Genomic DNA, 18,748 nt, shown 5'->3' with positions numbered 1-18,748 from the left:
GAACTTACGAGTAATTTAATATTTTTATTACCATTTCGCATAATGTTGTTCAATTAAGCCATATTCACTATTAAAAATAATCTCCTGACCATTTTGTAAAACTGTGCCGCTAATTTTTGCTTGCCACTGACTAAATTGACTTCCAACCCATCTTAAATTTAGATTTTCAAAACGGCGCCAACCTGTATTCACAGTTAAATTTAAGCTTTTATCTAAAGATTGAATTGTCCATTGGGTATCTGAAATTTGTTGAAATAAAACATCACTTAATGGATGTAAATGTCCATTGATCCATAAGCTGTTTTCATTACCAAAGCTTTCATTCACCCCAGAAGCCAAATTAATGCCTATGCGATTATTTTGATCATCCCAAAAACTACAAGACAACCAAAACCAAGCCGTTTCAGGTCGCAAAAATCCACAAGTATCATCTAGCGCGGCAAATGTTCGCTCATTAAATTGAATCATTTGACCTTGTTTATTACTAAAAAAGCCTTCACAAGTGAGCGTTGTAAGCTTTTGAGTATAAGTCCAACCATTAATTCCATTTGGACTACACAAACTTAAAGGCGTTGTTCCTGCACAAAATGTTCGAACACTTAGTATAATTTCACCATATTTTGTAACAGTGATATATCGAGCGCCATTCACATGCTGCATTTCTATTTGATATGGCTTGTGGCTAAAATAACTCTGATTAAATAAAGGTTGCTCATCGACCTGAGTATGTCTAGCCAATGGATTAATCGCATTCCAATCAATCACTTCGTTGCGAAGATGGTCATAAATATAGAAAAAACCATGCCCAGCCCATGCAATATCGACCACGGCAACACCAATACTATAATGCTCGTGCTGAATAGAACAAAACTTGAATTTTTTATATTTTAGATGCTTACGCCATCCATCCAATGACTTTCCATAGGGCGTTTTATAATCGTATTTACTGACATCTATATTTGATGGTAGTTCTGAAAAGCGACCATAACGAGGCTGTCCATTGGGTTGAATCAAATCCATTTTTGATCATCCATATCAATCACCTTATCCCATATAAGCATTATGCCTTTAAGCATCAATTTTAAAATAGCAAATCCAAACTAAAGATTCAAAAGCTTATACGAGATAATTTGAAGGATTATTCATTCAAAATTTTTAGCTAATCGTGATCCAACATGAGATATGTATTTTCCCAAAGATTCTCTTCAAGCTGTATTTCCGAATTCTGCTCAATCAATTCAATATATCGACCATGAACATGATCTATTGCAATGCAATCGTCGACATCTAGAACACGGTCTGTATGTTGTTTTTGCCAATGCTGTGCAAAATAAGCTTTGCCTCTTTGTTTTGCCACCATCGCATTTTGTGCAACCACTAAAACGTATCGATGTAATTCGCCAAATTCACGTGCATCATAGCCACCTAAATTAATTAAGAATAATTTTTCATTTTCTAGATTTGGTGCAGCATCACTAAATTGAATTGTATATTTTTTATCTTCAAATTCTATGCCGTTAATTTTAGCCCAAGCATCAATATGTAAGCCTTTTTGTTCGCCAAACCATGCATTTTTGAGTTGAGGATAGGTTTCTTCTAAAGTATCACCAACAGCAAGTACCACATCATGTACTTCTGTATTTGCACGTGCATGACGACCACCGAGCATGATAATAAATAGGCTAGACATAAATGCTCCGTTTTAATCCTCTCTAACTCCCATTTTTCAAAAAAAATAGAGTTTATAAAAAGAGGACTTTTGAATTTCATTAAAACGATATGATACGCGTTGGCGACATGGATGTCGCCCGTAAGACTGAGGTATAGGGATATACCTTCAGTCTTAAAAAAGATTTTTGTTACTTTTGATCTTTCAAAAGTAAAAGCAGAAGGCACACTGAAATTAAATCATAAGCCACAAATCAAAGTTCCCATACTTTTGTTTCAGCAAAAATAAAATGTGCATTATGCAAATGCTCCCTTGCGGACTCAGAATATATTCTGAGGATTCTCACCCTTTCAAAAGGAGGGAAACTTTTATCATATATAAAAAAATCGCATCCAATTACTTGAATGCGATTTTTAAATCCTCCCAACCCTCCTTTACAAAAGGAGGGCTATTTCCCCTCTTTCATAAAGAGGGTTAGGGAGATTTTTTACATCTCAACCATTTCCACGCCATCAATACGTGCAACAGTCATTAAATCTTTATCACCACGACCTGAAACAGTCGCAATAATAATTTGATCTTTATTCATGGTCGGAGCAAGTTTTGTCACGTACGCCATTGCATGTGAACTTTCAAGCGCAGGAATAATCCCTTCAATTTGTGTTAAATCACGGAAACCTTGAAGTGCTTCATTGTCATTAATTGGCACATATTCAACGCGATTCATATCTTTCAAGAAACTATGTTCAGGGCCAACACCAGGATAATCGAGACCTGCTGAAATTGAATGTGTTTCAATGATTTGACCTTGATCATCCGACATCAAGTAAGTACGGTTACCGTGTAATACACCCACATGACCCGCATTGAGTGGTGCAGAATGTTTGCCTGTTTCAATGCCATAGCCTGCGGCTTCAACACCGTACATTTTAACATCTGAATCATTTAAGAATGGATAGAACAAACCCATTGCATTTGAACCACCACCGACACAAGCCACTAAAGCATCAGGTAAACGACCTGCTTGCTCTTGAATTTGACGACGTGCTTCACGACCAATAATCGATTGGAAATCACGAACCAATTGCGGATATGGATGTGGACCTGCAACTGTACCAATCACATAATATGTAGAATCTACATTGGTGACCCAATCACGCATTGCTTCGTTCATGGCATCTTTTAATGTTTTTGAGCCACTTTCTACAGGAACAACTGTTGCGCCCAATAAACGCATACGGTACACGTTCATTGCTTGACGTTTAACATCTTCTGCGCCCATGAACACAACGCATTCAAGCCCTAAACGTGCTGCGATAGTTGCAGTTGCAACACCATGTTGACCTGCACCTGTTTCAGCAATAATACGTTTTTTACCCGAAAGTTTTGCAAGAAGTGCCTGACCAATCGTGTTATTTACTTTGTGTGAACCCGTGTGATTAAGGTCTTCACGTTTTAAGTAAATTTGCGCACCACCTAATTCTTTCGACCATCGCTCAGCATAATATAAAGGACTTGGGCGACCTACATAGTAAGCCAAGTCACGGTCGAATTCTGCCAGAAACTGTTTGTCATCTTTCATGCGAAAATAGAGTTTTTCTAAATCCTCTAATGCCGCCATAAGAGTCTCTGACACAAAACGTCCGCCATGAATACCGAAATGCCCGTTTTGATCGGGGAATTGGGTATAGTCAATTTGACTGTTATGACTTTGATTTTGCTGATCCACGATGGACTCCTTGCATAAATTTTTCAATGAGTTGTTGGTCTTTTATACCCTTTGCGGACTCTACGCCTCCGCTGACATCTACGGCATATGCCCCTGTCGTCTTTATAGCGTCTTCGATATTTTCAGGCTTTAAACCGCCTGCCAATATTAATGGAATATCAAGTTGTGGGAACTGAGTCCAATCGAATGAATGTCCTGTTCCACCTTTAAGCTCAGGGTGCCATGCATCTAAAAGCATAGCACTTGCACCCACTTGTTGATATTGCTGAATCGTTGAAATTACATCTAAATCGGGTTTAACTTGAATGGCTTTGTACCATCTTCTACCTGTTAATTTGGCAATATTTTGGCATTGTTCTGGGGTTTCATCGCCATGAAATTGTAAGACATCTAAAGAAACTGTTTTTAATACTTCTAATATTTCATCGCTCGATGCATTCACAAATAAGCCAACGGTTTGTACGTAGGCTGGTACTTGTTTTACAAGTTTTTGAGCTAATTCAATGGTGACATTTCTAGGGCTTGGTGGAAAAAATACAAAGCCAATTGCGTCTGCTCCTGCATCTACAACAGATCGAATATCTTGAGTTCGTGTGATTCCACATATTTTTACACGAGTACGCATGTTTTGTTGCTCTTGCCGTGCCTTGTTTATAGCCCATCTATAAATATTAAAGGCGAATCATTGTAATGCAATTTTTCAATCTTGCGTAAAGTTCATACGCAATATTCTTCACTTCGATTGTTTATTTCACATGCTAACTTTATACTTCGTGCGAATGCAATAAGTCCTAGCCATCGCTATAGGGAAGTTGGTGCGAATCCAACACTGCCCCCGCAACGGTAAAATGAAAAACTTATCTTTATAAATTGAACAATTTACACCACTGCAATTTTTTGTGGGAAGGTGGATAAGTAGATCGAAAGCTCGATCACATTTAAGTCCGGATACCTGCTTATTGTGCCCTTAAACTCAATCATTCACGGGGGGGTGAATGTATGGAGCTAAAGCATGTCTATTTATTTTCAGCCTACTGCCCTTGTAGGTGCTATCGCCATTGCGATGGGTCTTTCAACTTCTGTATCTGCAAACACTGAAACTCAAGCGAAAGCATCAACGAAATCTACTTTAAATACCATTGTTGTGACTGCAACACGTTCTGAAGAAAACATTGAAAATGTGCCTGCTCGCATTTCAATTATTGAACCTGCAGTACTTGACCAATCTCCATTAGCATCATTACCACACTTATTAAGTAATGATGCATCTATCAACATGGTGCAATCAGGTGGATATGGTCAACAGTCATCTATTTTCCTCAGAGGCACCAATTCAACACATACGCTTGTTTTACGTGATGGTGTAAAACTCAATAGTGCAACAAGTGGCACCGCATCTTTAGCCTATATTGATACAACCGACCTCAAACAAATTGAAGTGCTGAAAGGCCCTGCATCAGTTTTATATGGTACTAATGCAATTGGTGGGGTTGTACAACTTGTCTCTAAAACACCTGAAAAAACAGGTGCATTTCTTACAGGTGAAATAGGTGAAAATAAAACTTATAAATCTATCGTAGGTGCAGATTTAGTTGAAAATGGATTTTATGCACAAATTCGTGGTCAACGCTTAGAATCAGATGGAACACATGTAACCAATGCTAAGCAACCTGATATTAAAACGGGTGACTTCGAACAAAAAGGTTTCAGTACTAAGTTTGGTTTTGAAAACGAATTCATAGCTCTTTCTTTAGATTATGCACAAAATGAAGGTCAATCTACTTATGTTTCAAGTGTTTTTGCACCATATCCATCTAATGCATTTTTAAATTTAAAAAATAATTCTGTTGATTTTAAAAATGAAAGTATCAATGCTAAGGCAAAGTATAAATTTTCTGATCTAATTGAATTAAATGCACGTTTATCTCAATTTAAAGATGAAAGTAATCAATTAGATTCTAAAGATTTTGTAAATAGTAAAACACAAGAAGCAGATCTATACACAAAAGTCACTTTACCCGCTCACCAAAACATCTTATTCGGCACTACCTACCAAAGCACCAAAGCTGATGCTATTTCAAGCGGATCCCCATATAAAGGCGATGTTGATGCGCAAGGCTATTATATTCAACATCAATACAGTAATCACGGTTTAAACACCCAAGTTGGTATTCGCGTAGAAGACAATGAACAATTTGGTACTCACACCGTGGGGCAAGTAGCTGTTCGCTATCAAATATTGGAAAACACAAGTATTTACACCAATTGGGGAACGGCATTTAGAGCACCTAACTTAAATGAGCTCTATGTTAACTACTACGGCAACCCAAATTTAAAACCTGAGGAAAGTGAATCTTTTGAATTAGGCATTGATCAAAAGATTCCTTTTGGCCTCAGTACAGGTTTATCTATGTACAGCAATAAAGTGAAAAACCTTATTGATTACAATGATAAAAATGGATACATCATTGATAACGTAAGTAAAGCAAAATTTGAAGGCGTTGAAAGCTATATCAACTGGGAGCAAGATCAACTATTTGCAAAGCTTTCACATAGCTATGTTAAAGCTACAAATGAGGAAACAGGAAAAGAGTTAGCCCGTCGTCCTCGTCAAAGCTTAACATTAACTGCAGGATTGCAAAATTCAATTTATGGTATCAGTACATCGGTATCATCTAAATCAGCACCCAAAGACAATTCAAAAGTTACTGGTTACACGACGGTTGATTTAAATGCCTATTGGAATGTAAATCCTTCAATCAAACTCTTTACTAACATCGACAATATTGGTGATGTGAAGTTTGAAACAGCCTCATACGGAAATGGTCTTTTCTACATTAACGGTGGTCGCCAAGCATCTGTTGGTGTGACATTCAAATACTAATATCATCAGGCTACAAATAAATACTTTTGAGGATAATGTCACACCTGTGGCATTATCCTTTTTAAATTGAGATATCTGAATATTAAGGAAATAACATGGGACACCGTTTAAGCAAAATTTACACCCGTACAGGCGACTCAGGAACAACAGGATTAGGCGATGGTTCACGTGTTTCCAAAGATGACCTACGAATTGAAGCATTAGGTGATGTAGACGAACTCAACTCAAGTATTGGCGTATTACGCTCACAAATTGCGATAAGTGCAATTGAAGACAAAACCACTTGGGATAAATCATTAAGCCTTATTCAACATTGGCTTTTCGACTTGGGTGGTGAAGTTTGCATTCCAAACTTCAATTTGGTTCAGCCTTCAGCCATTGAATATTTAGAAAACGAAATTGACCGCTTAAATGAAGATCTTCCTATGCTAAAAGACTTTATTTTACCTGCGGGTTCACTAGCATGTAGCTATGCACATCAAGCACGTTCGGTTTGCCGTCGTGCGGAACGTCGTTTAATGTCTGTTCACGCACGTGATCAAAACATTCAAGCGCCCTCTCTACAATTATTAAACCGCTTATCTGACTGGTTATTTGTCGCATCTCGAGCATTACAACGCGCAGAAGGCGGTTCAGAAGTCCTTTGGCAAAAAAATATTAATGAAACAATCTAAGAACTAAAAAAACCGATAAAGAACAAGGTAATTCATCCGATAGTACTTGCATAAAAGTACTATCGGATCAAAATATGTAACGTCATATTTCTGTCACTTTAATCCATCAAAATGAACTACATCTTTAAAATGATGAGCCATGCATGCGCATAATTGGTCATCGTGGTGCTCGTGGGGAAGCACCTGAAAACACCTTAGGTGGTTTTCAATATATTCATGATTTAGGTATTCGCGCGGTTGAATTTGATGTTCGACAGCTGAAAGATAATGCCCTTGTGATTATGCATGATGATGATTTTGCGCGTACCGCAGGACAAAGCAAACATCTTTATGAATGTAGTCGGGAAGATTTAGAACACTATAATCAAGCTATTGCATGGTCAGAATGGAAAAACATCGAGAAAACGCCTTTGCTCGATGAAACCATGAAAATTATTTTCAACTTCGATCATATTGAAGTTGAAGTCAAAGCGGTTCAATCTGCTTATGAAGCCAATACACTGGTTGAATCTTTACAGCAACAACTGATGGGCTATGAACATTCAGCAGTGATTACCAGTTTTGATTCAAAAATTCATCATGCATTAAAAAATCAAAACTCGAATTTTAAACGTGGCTTACTTATTGAAGATGACATTCAACATCGTGCCATTGATCAAGCCTTAGAACTTGGATGTTGTCAAATTGGTTGGATGAATCAACTTGCAACCAATGAGATGATTACTGCTACTCAAGAAGCAAAATTAGCCATTAGTGTATGGACAGTCAATGATGTAAAACGTGCACAAGAATTATTCCACTTAGGTATTAATGGATTAATCACTGATTTCCCAAAAGAAATGCAAAAAATGCTCAATTCCACGCGCTAAATATTTGACTTAAATCCTTTATTTCCAAGTGTTTCGATTGGTTTTATCAGTATCGTCATTCTATTATCACGGCTGCTCAAACTTCGATAAAACCAATCATCAGCTTGGCTATTTTTGTATCAATTTAACACAATACAACTGTACAATAATGATAGTGCATCTTTTTATATCCATGCTAAGATGCTATTAAGATCGGCTTATATTTTTATAAAGCTAAGGCTACATTTATAACCTGCAAAGGTTCTAGGAGTACTGTTGGAGATGAATGCTCCCCTACCAAAAGCCCCAATCAACTGGATTGCAGTTTTTGCATTGGTGTTTTTACCTATTGTTGCGATAATCGCTATCCCGCTTTACGCATATCATCACGATTTCAGCGTAAGTGCATGGGTGAGCATGTTTGTTTTACTAGGTGTCAGTAGTCTTGGTATTACTGCGGGCTATCACCGCCTTTGGGCACATCGTGCTTATGAAGCAACATTGCCTTTAAAAATTATTTTAATGCTTATGGGGACATTTGCAGTTCAAAACAGTATTTTGTTTTGGGCATCGGGTCACCGTACGCACCACCGCCATGTAGATGATATCGATCAAGATCCGTATTCTATTAATAACGGTTTTTGGTACGCTCATATTGGTTGGATGCTTCGCAACTATCCTGCGGCAGAAGCGAACTATAAAAATGCACCAGACTTGTTAAAAGACAAAGTGGTGATGTTCCAAGATAAATATTACGTTCCATTAGTTATTGCTGTTCATGCCGCTATTTTGTTACCTATCGGTTGGGCAACGGGCGATATGTGGGGTGTCTTGTTATTAGGTGGATTAATGCGTTTAATCCTCAGCCATCACGTCACATTCTTTATTAACTCTTTATGTCATATGTGGGGCAAACGTCCTTATACAGATGAAAATACTGCACGTGACAACTTCTGGTTAGCAATTGCGACTTGGGGTGAGGGCTATCATAACTACCATCACATCTTCCAATACGACTACCGTAATGGCGTAAAATGGTGGCAATATGATCCAACGAAATGGTTAATTTGGTCTTGCTCTAAACTTGGTTTAGCTAAAAATTTACGTCGTATTCCAAGCTTTAATATTAAAAAAGCTGAATTGGCGATGAAATTTAAATATGCTGAACAAGATTTAGCGGTTTACGGTCATAATGTCACTGAAGATATTTCTACTGTAAAAAGCCGTATTGCTCAAGAATATGATGCTTTCTCTCAAACCCTAAACGATTGGACTAAATTGAAAGAACTTGAAATTCAAGCGAAAAAAGCATCTATGGCGGAAAAAATTCACCAAATGGATGACAAATTAAAAGTTGAATTCCAGTTGGTAGAACAACGTCTTGCACATCATCGTGCAGCGCTTAACTTGCTTGTACGCAACTTAAAAAAGAATCCTGCTTCTAACTAAGTGAGCAACTTTAAAAGCCCCATTGATGGGGCTTTTTTATTGTGTGTTGAATCAGAAAGCTTTTTATAAATGATGTTTAAGTTTGCTATATTGGTAGCAGAATTTTTATAGATCTTTGCCTTATGCAATTTAATGCTCGCTACCCTTCTCTCAGTCCAAAGCTTTATCATCAACAAGCACCTGCTCCTTTAAAAGGTACAAAAGCAGGTCATTTTAATGAAAACTTAGCCAATGAATTAAATTGGTCAGAAGATGATAAAAAACACTGGATAGAAATTTGTAGCGGTCAAAAAACATTTGATGAGTTTCAACCACTTGCAATGGTTTATGCAGGTCATCAATTTGGACAATGGGCAGGTCAATTGGGTGATGGGCGCGGTTTACTTATTGCACAAATCTTAGATAAAAACAATCAAACTGTTGATTTACATTTAAAAGGTGCAGGTTCTACACCCTATTCAAGAATGGGCGATGGGCGCGCTGTTTTACGCTCGGTTATCCGTGAATATTTGGCAGGACATGCGCTGAATGCTTTAGGTGTTCCATCAAGTAATGCTGTTGGTTTTACATCTTCAACACAAGGTGTACAACGTGAAAAATTAGAACTTGGCGCAATGATGTTACGCACTTCAGATTGCCATATTCGTTTAGGGCATTTTGAATGGATTAATCAATATCAAGCAGATTTACTCCCTGAATTCACGCAAAAATGTATCGAATGGCATTATCCTGAAAGTTTAGATGCCGAACAGCCTATATTGGCATTTGCTACAAAAGTTATTCAACGAACAGCCATTATGATTTCGCATTGGCAATTGGTTGGCTTTGCGCATGGTGTAATGAACACCGATAATTTAAACATTACAGGTTCAACTTTAGATTTTGGTCCTTACGGTTTTATGGAGCGTTTCCGTCCAAATTGGATCAATAATCACAGCGATTACAAAGCACGTTATACCTATCAACAACAGCCAAGTATTGGACATTGGAATTTATGGACATGGCTGAATAACCTCGTTCCACTTTGCCCCAAAGACTACGACAAAGAACAATGGAAAGATGAACTTGCTCAGTGTTTAGAACATTTTGAACCGACCTTCTTAGAACACTACAAACATGGTTTAAGTCAAAAGATGGGCTTAGCTAGCTTCCATAAAGACAGTTTCGATTGTGCGATGGCATTCTTACGCATTTTGCAAAGCGAACAGCTCGATTACACGCAAAACTTTATTCGACTGCAAAATAAAGAATATGAAAGCATTAAAGATGATTGCCTAGATCGATTTGCCTTTGAAAATTTCTTAATGCAATACGAAACGATTCGCGAAGGACAAGATGTAGATGAACTTGATGCACAAATGCAAAAAGCCAATCCACATTATATATTGCGTAATCACATGGCTCAAAAAGCAATTGAACTTGCCGAACGAAATGATTTTTCTGAGCTTGATCGTTTGTTTAAGCTACTTTCACATCCATTTATAAAGCAAAAAGAGTTAGAGCATGCAGAAGATTTAGCACCGTTAGCGACTGATGTTCCTGAAGTTATGGTGAGTTGTTCTTCTTAATTCATATTTACTCACAAAACACTTGTGGATAATTTAATCGTTATCCACAAGAATTAAAGAATAAGTGAGCAAATAATTATTTTATAAATGATCAAAAATCGTATTTTCGTTATTGTTTTAATTTTTCTAAGTTGTCTTGTTGTCGCATTTATCGTGAATCAAAAATATGGCAAATACTTACCTACAACTTCAAATGAAATTTCATTTCCTCAAGCATTAACTCAAGATGAAATTCAGAAAATTCGTAAAGAATCTCCTATTTCAAGCATCCAAGTGTATAAAAAAGAACGATATCTTCTGTTAAAGCATAATGATCAAACCATTCGAAAATACCCCATACGCTTAGGCTTCACCCCAATTGGGCACAAAGTTCAAGAAGGCGATGGAAAAACACCTGAAGGTCGTTATGTTATCGATTGGCGCAATCCGAAAAGTGCATTTTATAAATCTTTGCATATTTCATATCCTAATAAAAAAGATCGAGATATTGCTAAAAATTTAGGCGTTTCACCAGGTGGTGACATTATGATTCATGGCTCTGCAACCACAAAGCAAGTAAATGTTTTACCCAGTTTAATGAATTATTTTCCAAAAAGTGATTGGACTTGGGGATGTGTTGCTGTCCGTAATATCGATATAGATGAACTTTGGTTACTTGTAGATGATGGAACAATCATTGAAATTTATTCGTGATCTCAAGCTCAGAACATAAATTAAGCCATATAAATTTAATCCAGTTGTTTCATTATTTTTATTTTGTGTAAATAAACACCACATCATTAACAATAAAGATTATCATTTACGAAATTTTAACGATAAATATTTCACATTTTGAGCAACCTTTATGAATGCATATCACAAATTAAAACTCAATAAATACACTCTATTTTTATGCAGGACAGGTTTAAGTTTGTTTACAAGCTATGCATTTTCAGATGATCAAACACTTTCAACTTTAAGTTTTACAGCAACAGAAGATTTAGGTAGTGCGGAACAAGGCTATAAAACCAATCAAGTTTCACAAGTTGGGCCTTGGCAAGGTAGAAAACTTCAAGACTTACCCTACTCATTACAAGTTTACTCCCAAGATTTAATTCAAAATTTACAATCAACATCGAGTACAGATGAAATTTATAGAATTAATCCAACCATGCAATTTAGCGCACCTCAATATGCAAATGACCAACCTGTTGTTTTCTTACGAGGCTTTCGAGTTGCAAATAGCTTTCGAGATGGTTTAGCTGGTGATCAATACGGGCACGGTACAACTATGGAAGATACAGAAAAAGTTGAATTCTTCAATGGTTTATCTGGCTTTTTATATGGTCCTGCCAATGTTGGCGGCATGATGAATTTTATAAGCAAACGTTCAACGGTTGAACCGCTTAATGAAATAACATTAGGAAGTACAGGCGGGAAAAATTGGTATGTTGCAGGTGATTTTTCAGGAAAATTTGATCAAGCACAAAAATTTGGTTATCGCCTGAATGCCATGAAACAAGATGGCGAAACGCAAATTAAAAATCAAAGTATCGACAAAAAATTTATAAGCCTTGCACTCGATTGGCAACCGACCGATCAACTGACCTTACAACTTGATGCAATGTATCGCGACTTTAATATTGATGGAAAATCTGCCGACTGGGATTTTTCAGGGAAAAATATAAATCGTATTTCAGCGAAAGAACTAAAAAATGACATATCTTGGAGTCAAGATTGGACCAATAGCGAATACAAAACCGAACGTTATGGTGCACATTTAAATTGGCAAGCAACCGATCAACTTACATTCCGAATGAATTATTTAGAAAGCCAAAGTGACCGAGCAACCCAACTAGCTACTAATAAAGTGAATGCTGATGATACATATTCACAAATCGTTCCGCGCATTTATGCAGCAAATATGAACAGAAGAACAAGCCAACAGTTTGATAAACGTAGTTCAAGCTATATAGATTATCAATTCAATACGGCAGCTATTGCTCATAAACTGACTTTTGGCTATCAAACAGCGAACACCACACAAAAACGCTTTAAGAAAGATGCAAAAGATATCGTTTATAACAACTTAGACATTTCATCACCAAGCTATTTTCCAAAACCTATTGGTGAAAGTTTAGATCGTGGTGAATTTAAAAGTAGCGCAGATAGCAAAAGTGAAAGTTGGCTTCTTGGCGATGACATTACATTTAACGATCAATGGTCTGCTTTAATTGGCGGTGCTTACATCAAAATTAAGAATAAATTAAAAGATACTGAACAATCTGCATTTACGCCAAACATCTCTGTTATTTATAAACCACAAGATAACATCACCACATATGTCACTTATATTGAATCTTTAGAAAATGGTGGAATTGCGCCTGATACTTCAGGTTCACATATTGTAGTAAATGCGGGACAACAATTTGATCCACTAAAAAGCAAACAAATTGAGCTAGGTTTAAAATACGATTTCAACGACCAACTTGCTTTAAATACTGCAATTTTCAAAATTGATAAAGCACTTGAATATAGCCAAAATATTGATGATCGAAACGCAATTTATGTACAAGATGGGCGTCAGGTTCACCAAGGAATTGAGTTTACGGCAACAGGAAAACTGACAGATCGCTTTTCTATAGTCGGTGGTTATACCTATTTAGATCCAAAAATTAAACAGCAGAAAAATAAGCCAGAACTTGAAGGTAAACGTCCACCTGTTGTGGCAAAAGAAATGCTTAAAATCTATGGTGAATATGCTCTTCCTCAAATCGAAAACTTAGCAATAAATGCAGGACTAATTTATACAGGTAAAAGCTTCGCAGATAAGGAAAATACGGATGTTCTACCTGCCTATACTTTATTTAATATCGGTGCTCGTTATCAAACACAATTTAAAGATGTACCCATTACATTACGTGCCAACTTAAACAATGTATTTAATAAGCACTATTGGAGTAATGATTTAAACTTAGGTGAACCACGCACCTTACTGTTTTCATCGAGCTTTAAATTCTAATATTTATACTTTCACTCCAAATAAAAAGGACTCTTTCGAGTCCTTTTTATTTTATGCCTGATTTCCATGTAAGAGTTTGAATACAATAAATAATAATACAATCCATACAGGAAGCATCAATACAGAAAGCATAAAACCTTGTGTCCACATAATAAACAAGATCATCAACATAAACACTAAAACAAAATAGTTGGTGAACGGTGCAAACAATGCAGGAAATTTGGTTTTAATTCCCTCTTTTTTCATGGCTTGTCTGAATTTTAAATGAATCAAACTAATCATCATCCAGTTTAAAACTGCTGCTGCAACCACAATATAAATTAAATAACTGAGCGCTTTTTCAGGCACAAAATAATTTAGTAATACACAACCAAAAATAAGAAATGCAGAAAATAAGACTGCTGGAACAGGAATACCTTGCGCATTGACCTTTTTAAATATTTTCGGTGCATTATCTTGTTCAGCAAGCCCTAATAACATACGGCTATTGGCATACATTCCGCTATTACACACAGATAATGACGCGGTCAAAATAATAAAATTAAGTAAATGTGCCGCCCAATGAATCCCCATTTGATTAAAAATAATCACAAATGGGCTTTTGTCTAAACCACCCAAATCAAGCTGATTCCATTGTACCAATGACAATAAAATAGCAAGTGAACAGATATAAAAAAGGAAAACACGAATAACTGTTTGATTTACAGCTTTTGGAATATTCTGATCTGGATTTTCCGTTTCAGCTGCCGCCATACTAATTAGTTCAATACCGCCAAAAGCAAACATCATAAAGGCAAGCATGTAAAACAAACCTTCAAAACCATGCGGGAAAAATCCACCATGAATCCATAAGTTCTGAATTGATGCTGTTGATGTTACATCGGCAGTTACAAGCAAATACACACCAAAAAGAATCATCGCAACAATGGCTAAAACTTTAATAATAGAAAGCCAAAATTCAGACTCACCATAAATTTTTACATTGGCTAAATTCATGAGGGTAACAAGGACAAAAAAGAATAGTACCGTTAACCACGTTGGAATTTCAGGCCACCAAAAATTGACATATTTACCAATTGCAGTGAGTTCAGTCATTGCGACTAAAATATATAAAACCCAATAATTCCAGCCTGTTAAGAAGCCCGAAAACTTACCCCAATATTTAAAAGCAAAGTAACTAAACGAACCTGTTACAGGTTCATGCACAATCATTTCACCCAATTGGCGCATAATTAAAAATGCAATGATTCCGCCAATGAAATAGCCCAAAATAATCGATGGACCTGCAGATTGAATAATATGCGCAGAACCTAAAAATAAGCCTGTTCCAATTGCACCGCCCATTGCGATGAGCTGAATATGACGATTCTTTAAGCGTCGTTGTAATTTAGGCGTGTTGCTGTTCAAAACACACTCTCATTATGAAGAAAAACTGAATTGTAAATGTTTCCTGATCAATCGCCTAATCAAGCAACATAAATCTATATTATTTTTTAGGGAATACTTATATGGATGAAACTAAAACTTTATAAATCATTTATATTGAATATAAAAAAAGCGAAGATGTTTTCACCTCTTCGCTTTTTCATTCTTAAATATTAATTAATCTTCAGGATATTCAAAACGGTAGCCTACACCATAAACAGCTTGAATCCATTCGTGGCGATTTCCTGTTTCCGCTGCTTCTGAAATTTTACGGCGTAAGTTTTTAATATGACTGTCAATCACCCGATCCGCAACATCAAAACTGTCAGGGTTAATATGATCAAGTAATTGTGCCCGTGAATAAACATGCCCAACATGCTCTAAAAACAACTCGAGCAAGCGAAATTCTGTTGGCGTTAAACTTAAAGACTTTTGTTGATACCAAATACGCTGTTGCGCTTTATCCATACGGAATAAATCGTTGCTTTCAGGCTCTGCTTTACGCTCTAAACGACGTAAAACGGCTTGTACACGTGCAACCAGTTCTTTCGGACTAAATGGCTTACATACGTAATCATCTGCGCCCATGTTCAAACCAAGTACACGATCAATTTCTTCTGTACGCGCAGTCACCATAATAATTGGTAAGTCTGATTGTTCACGTACTTTACGGCAAATGGTTAAGCCGTCCATACGAGGTACCATCAAATCTAAAATCATGAGGCTTGGCTTACGCTGCATAAAGCTGTCATAAGCTTCCTGACCATCGTGAAACATGCTGACTTCAAAGCCTGCAGCTTCTAAATAATCACGTACCAACTGTGCAAGCTCAACTTCATCTTCCACTAACATGATATGTTTCATGCATGCTTTCCTTTTATTGTTTCATTTGTTTCGGGAAGGTTAATTTGCAACGCAAACCACCTAATGGTGAATGATCAAAACTCAGTTGACCACCCAATGTTTGTGCAATTTTAGCCGATAAAGCCAGACCTAAACCTGTTCCACCTGTCGCACGAGTTCGAGAATCATCCACACGGTAAAATCTTTGACCTAAGTTCGCCAATTGTTCATCGCTTAAACCCAATGGACTATCATCAACATAGACCGTCCATTCAGTCGCAGTTTGTTCCGTATGTACATGAACTTTACCACCTGATTCTGTATAGCGAATACTGTTACTCAATAAGTTCACCATAATTTGTTTAAAACGATCTACATCTAATTGTAAATCTGTTCCCTCACCTGTTGTAGTGATGGTTAAATTGGCTTGTTCAAATTTTGGTATAAAGTTTTCAACTTCTTGCTCAATCACAACCCACGGATTTACTGTTGCCAAATAACATTTCAGTTGCATGGCTTCTGCTTGCGCTAAATCGGCTAAATCTTGTGTCAGTTTTTTCAAGCTGCTCACCTGATTAAGCATTGAATTAAAATGCTCAGGCGTTGGCTTACGAATACCATCTTGCATCGCTTCAATTTGTGCTTGAAGAACTGCAAGCGGTGTTTTTAACTCATGAGATGTATCTGCAACCCATTGACGACGCGATGTTTCATGCTGATCGAGCATTGTTGCCAAATGATTGAGCTGATTCGATAAATCGCCCAATTCATCATTTCGGTTTACGGTCACTTGATGTAAATAATTACCCTGTGTTAATTCTTTTGTCCCATTCAACAAACGCTGAATTGGCTTTTTAAAATAGGTTGCCAATAATAATGCTGCAATCAAACTCGCAAAAATGGTTAAACCGTACACCAATAGCAAATATCTTTTTTGATTACTAAAGAAGTTAATACTTAAAGCATCATCTTGATCTAAAACAGGTTTTAAACCTAAATAACCTACAATTTTATGATCAACCATAATTGGACGAAATGCCATTTGATCATCCGATTGCTCACCCACAATAAATTGCTGTTCTGCATCATATAAAGATAAACGTGAACTTAAACCTAAACGGTCAGGCATCGAAATAAATTGCTTTTTATTGGTGGTATTTTCAGTTTTTTGCCCATCTTTATTGTTCTGTGCAATTTTCGCTAAATTTTGGTTTGAACTTAATGGAAATCTTAAACCTTCAAAGGGTTGAAACTCTGAGGGTAAATTCAGTTTAAGAATACTTAACTCTTCATTACTTAATGCAGGTTTGTTCTGTACTATTTTTGCCATATTAGAAGAATTAACAATGGTGTGTTCTTCAAAATAGCGCTGTTGTAAGGCAATATCATATTGCCGTCTAAGCCACCAATGTGACAATTTATCGTAATCATCTGGCGCAGCTTCACCTTCAATTTGAAGCATTTGCGCTTGAATTGCATTACCCCAATCATGATATTCCCCATAGACTGCTGCCAAGTTAGTTATTAAGTGATCTAACTTTTGCATTTCAACATCTGCCACATATTTGGCAAAGTTTTTTTGCATAGTCCAATGTAGAACCCCAAGACTGACGGTCGTAATCACAACTGTGGTAAAAAGCACAGTTAAGAACAAACGTAAGGCAATGGGAAATCGACGAATATTCAAGAGCCAAATCTCTATTTTTCTTCTATATTCGACATTGTAACCAACACTGACTCAAAAAACTCTCCATTGTTTCTTCATCATTATTATTTAATCTGTAAGCATCGAATTAACTTCTTCTTTTTGGAGATTACAACAATGAGTAACATGACAAAGATTGCTTTAATTGGTGCAAGCGTTTTAAGTATGGGGGCTTTAACCGCTTGTCAATCTACTGCGAATACACAAGACAAAAACCATTCACGTATGATGAAAGATCATCATGGTAAACAAGACCGTAAAATGTCACCTGAACAACGTGAAACATTTGAAAAATCTCGCGCTGAACATCGTGAAGTAATGCAACAAATCCATAAAGCATGTGATGACAAAGCAACAGGCACAACTGTTCAAGTTAAAGCGGGTGAAAAAACAATTGATGGCACATGTGTCATGCATTTTAAATCTGAACACAAAAAAGTAGACAAACAAGCGCGCCAAGATCATCGCCCTATGCGCGGTGAAATACGCCAAGGTGATTTCAAACGTGGTGAGCCATTAACAGATGCTCAACGTGCAGAACTGACTAAAAAGTTCGATCAACGTCTTGCTGAGCGTCAAGCACACCAACAAGCCGTAGCAAAAGCATGCCAAGGTCAAAAAGATGGTAAAGCTGTACAAGTAAAAGTAGGTACACAAACTTTAGATGGTAAATGTGAAGTTCGCTTCCAACCTAAAGCACCTGTTCAAGCAGCCGCTCTCACAAAATAAAATATTTACTTTCACTAAGATATTGATATTAAAGGCGCATTATTGCGCCTTTTTTGTTCGATATTGTTTTTTAGATTGATTGACTATTTATGTCATAAAAAATTCAATAAAAATGTATACACTCTAAATACTTACAAAAATCTCTAATTATTTTTTTGACTTAACAGTCACTATCAATATTCAAAGAAATACTTGTACCTTCATCTAAGATGTTGCAGGATTAG

General features: G+C 36.6%; 15 protein-coding genes and 1 riboswitch. Of the genes, 8 read left to right on the top strand and 7 right to left on the bottom strand.

From position 1 onward, the window contains the following. Positions 1–27: 27 nt before the first annotated feature. The 4 genes from GTK57_RS08590 to GTK57_RS08575 form a co-directional block, all read right to left on the bottom strand. Positions 28–1,020 carry a DUF2804 domain-containing protein gene (locus GTK57_RS08590; RefSeq protein ID WP_152874288.1) on the bottom strand — a complete coding sequence of 331 codons (993 nt, stop codon included), beginning with the start codon at positions 1,018–1,020 and terminating at the stop codon, positions 28–30. Positions 1,021–1,159: 139 nt separating this feature from the next. Continuing rightward, a complete protein-coding gene (locus tag GTK57_RS08585) occupies positions 1,160–1,690 on the bottom strand; it encodes a DUF1543 domain-containing protein (RefSeq protein WP_163122706.1) in 531 nt (176 codons plus the stop codon). 466 nt (positions 1,691–2,156) lie between these two features. Further along, a complete protein-coding gene (trpB, locus tag GTK57_RS08580; RefSeq protein WP_163122703.1) occupies positions 2,157–3,398 on the bottom strand; it encodes a tryptophan synthase subunit beta in 1,242 nt (413 codons plus the stop codon). Further along, complete coding sequence (locus GTK57_RS08575; protein WP_152874285.1) at positions 3,373–4,023, bottom strand: phosphoribosylanthranilate isomerase; 651 nt, start codon at positions 4,021–4,023, stop codon at positions 3,373–3,375. The genes trpB and GTK57_RS08575 overlap by 26 nt, the downstream gene beginning before the upstream one ends. 144 nt (positions 4,024–4,167) lie before the next feature. Beyond that, a riboswitch (cobalamin riboswitch) is annotated at positions 4,168–4,372 on the top strand. 38 nt (positions 4,373–4,410) lie between these two features. Between GTK57_RS08575 and GTK57_RS08570 the strand changes: the two genes are divergently transcribed. The 7 genes from GTK57_RS08570 (at position 4,411) to GTK57_RS08540 (ending at position 13,822) form a co-directional block, all read left to right on the top strand. Then, positions 4,411–6,282: a TonB-dependent receptor plug domain-containing protein gene (locus GTK57_RS08570; protein ID WP_163122700.1), complete on the top strand. Its 1,872-nt coding sequence runs from the start codon at positions 4,411–4,413 to the stop codon at positions 6,280–6,282. Between the two features lie 95 nt (positions 6,283–6,377). After that, entirely contained in the window at positions 6,378–6,956 is a 579-nt protein-coding gene (locus tag GTK57_RS08565) for a cob(I)yrinic acid a,c-diamide adenosyltransferase (RefSeq protein WP_163122697.1), read from the top strand. Between the two features lie 143 nt (positions 6,957–7,099). Next, positions 7,100–7,825, top strand: coding sequence for a glycerophosphodiester phosphodiesterase (locus tag GTK57_RS08560; protein ID WP_163122694.1), 726 nt, complete (start codon positions 7,100–7,102; stop codon positions 7,823–7,825). A 261-nt stretch (positions 7,826–8,086) separates the two neighbouring features. Then, a complete protein-coding gene (locus GTK57_RS08555; RefSeq protein WP_152874303.1) occupies positions 8,087–9,253 on the top strand; it encodes an acyl-CoA desaturase in 1,167 nt (388 codons plus the stop codon). A 122-nt stretch (positions 9,254–9,375) separates the two neighbouring features. Beyond that, complete coding sequence (locus GTK57_RS08550; RefSeq protein ID WP_163122691.1) at positions 9,376–10,821, top strand: protein adenylyltransferase SelO; 1,446 nt, start codon at positions 9,376–9,378, stop codon at positions 10,819–10,821. Positions 10,822–10,908: 87 nt separating this feature from the next. Next, positions 10,909–11,514, top strand: a complete 606-nt coding sequence (locus tag GTK57_RS08545) for a L,D-transpeptidase family protein (RefSeq protein WP_163122689.1) — start codon at positions 10,909–10,911, stop codon at positions 11,512–11,514. Between the two features lie 151 nt (positions 11,515–11,665). Further along, a complete protein-coding gene (locus GTK57_RS08540; protein WP_163122686.1) occupies positions 11,666–13,822 on the top strand; it encodes a TonB-dependent siderophore receptor in 2,157 nt (718 codons plus the stop codon). Positions 13,823–13,873: 51 nt separating this feature from the next. Here GTK57_RS08540 and GTK57_RS08535 read toward each other — a convergent pair whose 3' ends face one another. The 3 genes from GTK57_RS08535 to baeS form a co-directional block, all read right to left on the bottom strand. Beyond that, complete coding sequence (locus GTK57_RS08535; protein ID WP_163122683.1) at positions 13,874–15,229, bottom strand: amino acid permease; 1,356 nt, start codon at positions 15,227–15,229, stop codon at positions 13,874–13,876. A gap of 195 nt (positions 15,230–15,424) precedes the next feature. Next, complete coding sequence (locus GTK57_RS08530; RefSeq protein WP_152874308.1) at positions 15,425–16,111, bottom strand: response regulator; 687 nt, start codon at positions 16,109–16,111, stop codon at positions 15,425–15,427. A gap of 13 nt (positions 16,112–16,124) precedes the next feature. Next, a complete protein-coding gene (gene baeS, locus GTK57_RS08525; protein ID WP_152874309.1) occupies positions 16,125–17,777 on the bottom strand; it encodes a sensor histidine kinase efflux regulator BaeS in 1,653 nt (550 codons plus the stop codon). A gap of 135 nt (positions 17,778–17,912) precedes the next feature. On the opposite strand from baeS, the gene GTK57_RS08520 reads away from it, so the two are divergent. Then, positions 17,913–18,524, top strand: a complete 612-nt coding sequence (locus GTK57_RS08520; RefSeq protein ID WP_163122680.1) for a hypothetical protein — start codon at positions 17,913–17,915, stop codon at positions 18,522–18,524. Positions 18,525–18,748 lie beyond the last annotated feature (224 nt).

Source organism: Acinetobacter portensis (assembly GCF_010646905.1).
Lineage (GTDB): Bacteria > Pseudomonadota > Gammaproteobacteria > Pseudomonadales > Moraxellaceae > Acinetobacter > Acinetobacter portensis.
This window is presented reverse-complemented; position numbering and strand designations above follow the sequence as displayed.

What these genes read in the sequence shown, in the direction of transcription:
- GTK57_RS08590 (WP_152874288.1), bottom strand. Translation starts at nt 1,020, where the DNA reads ATGGATTTGATTCAACCCAATGGACAGCCTCGTTATGGTCGCTTTTCA.
- GTK57_RS08585 (WP_163122706.1), bottom strand. Translation starts at nt 1,690, where the DNA reads ATGTCTAGCCTATTTATTATCATGCTCGGTGGTCGTCATGCACGTGCA.
- GTK57_RS08575 (WP_152874285.1), bottom strand. Translation starts at nt 4,023, where the DNA reads ATGCGTACTCGTGTAAAAATATGTGGAATCACACGAACTCAAGATATT.
- GTK57_RS08570 (WP_163122700.1), top strand. Translation starts at nt 4,411, where the DNA reads ATGTCTATTTATTTTCAGCCTACTGCCCTTGTAGGTGCTATCGCCATT.
- GTK57_RS08565 (WP_163122697.1), top strand. Translation starts at nt 6,378, where the DNA reads ATGGGACACCGTTTAAGCAAAATTTACACCCGTACAGGCGACTCAGGA.
- GTK57_RS08560 (WP_163122694.1), top strand. Translation starts at nt 7,100, where the DNA reads ATGCGCATAATTGGTCATCGTGGTGCTCGTGGGGAAGCACCTGAAAAC.
- GTK57_RS08555 (WP_152874303.1), top strand. Translation starts at nt 8,087, where the DNA reads ATGAATGCTCCCCTACCAAAAGCCCCAATCAACTGGATTGCAGTTTTT.
- GTK57_RS08550 (WP_163122691.1), top strand. Translation starts at nt 9,376, where the DNA reads ATGCAATTTAATGCTCGCTACCCTTCTCTCAGTCCAAAGCTTTATCAT.
- GTK57_RS08545 (WP_163122689.1), top strand. Translation starts at nt 10,909, where the DNA reads ATGATCAAAAATCGTATTTTCGTTATTGTTTTAATTTTTCTAAGTTGT.
- GTK57_RS08540 (WP_163122686.1), top strand. Translation starts at nt 11,666, where the DNA reads ATGAATGCATATCACAAATTAAAACTCAATAAATACACTCTATTTTTA.
- GTK57_RS08530 (WP_152874308.1), bottom strand. Translation starts at nt 16,111, where the DNA reads ATGAAACATATCATGTTAGTGGAAGATGAAGTTGAGCTTGCACAGTTG.
- GTK57_RS08520 (WP_163122680.1), top strand. Translation starts at nt 17,913, where the DNA reads ATGAGTAACATGACAAAGATTGCTTTAATTGGTGCAAGCGTTTTAAGT.